The sequence below is a fragment of the Auraticoccus cholistanensis genome (assembly GCF_009742705.1).
Taxonomy (GTDB): Bacteria; Actinomycetota; Actinomycetes; order Propionibacteriales; family Propionibacteriaceae; genus Auraticoccus; species Auraticoccus cholistanensis.
Window position 1 is genome coordinate 347,266 of record NZ_WPCU01000003.1, and the last position, 612, is coordinate 347,877.

1 protein-coding gene (only partly in view) is annotated in these 612 nt (G+C 71.4%); it reads right to left on the minus strand.

What is annotated here, in order from left to right:
- A protein-coding gene (locus GC722_RS02590; RefSeq protein WP_156607579.1) for a PASTA domain-containing protein crosses the window boundary here: on the minus strand, positions 1-574 show its 5' portion. It extends 161 nt beyond the left edge of the window; the window shows 574 of its 735 coding nt (coding positions 1-574); it begins with the start codon at positions 572-574; the stop codon falls past the left edge of the window.
- Between the last annotated feature and the right edge of the window lie 38 nt (positions 575-612).

The window sequence follows — 612 nt, forward strand, 5'->3', positions numbered from 1 at the left end:
GCTGGCGCTGCTGGTTGGGGTTCTGCTGCGGCCGCGGCGGCGCGGGCGGCGGACCGGAGGAGAAGTAGAGGTAGATCGTGGAGCCCGCCTTCACCCGGCCGGTGGGAGCCGAGCCGAGGTAGGCGCCGGCCGGCGCGGTGCTGGTGGTGTTGGCCCGCACGACGGTGAAACCGGCCTCGCGCAGGGTGCGCTCCGCCTCGTCGGGGGACATCCCGGCCACGCTGGGCACGTCGACGTCGCGACCGTTGCGGACCTCGCTCGAGGGCTCCTTGAACTGGGTCTTCTTCTTGCCCTTGAGGGCCTCGGTCATGGCCGGCTTCCAGATCTTGGCGCCCGCGTCACCACCGCCGGAGCCCTGCAGGAAGTTGCCGCTCTCGGGCAGGCTCAGCCCCTCCAGCGAGCGACGCCGGCCGTCCCAGAAGTCGTTGGTCTTGTCGACGGCGATGGAGGCGCAGCCGGCGACCTCGGGGCTGTAGCCGCAGAACCACACGGCCTCGGTGCTGTTGGTGGTGCCCGTCTTGCCCGCCAGGTCGTGACCGTTGTAGATGGCCGCCGGGGAACCGGTGGCGCTCATCACGCCCTGGAGGAGGTTGGTGACGCCGCGGGCGATGT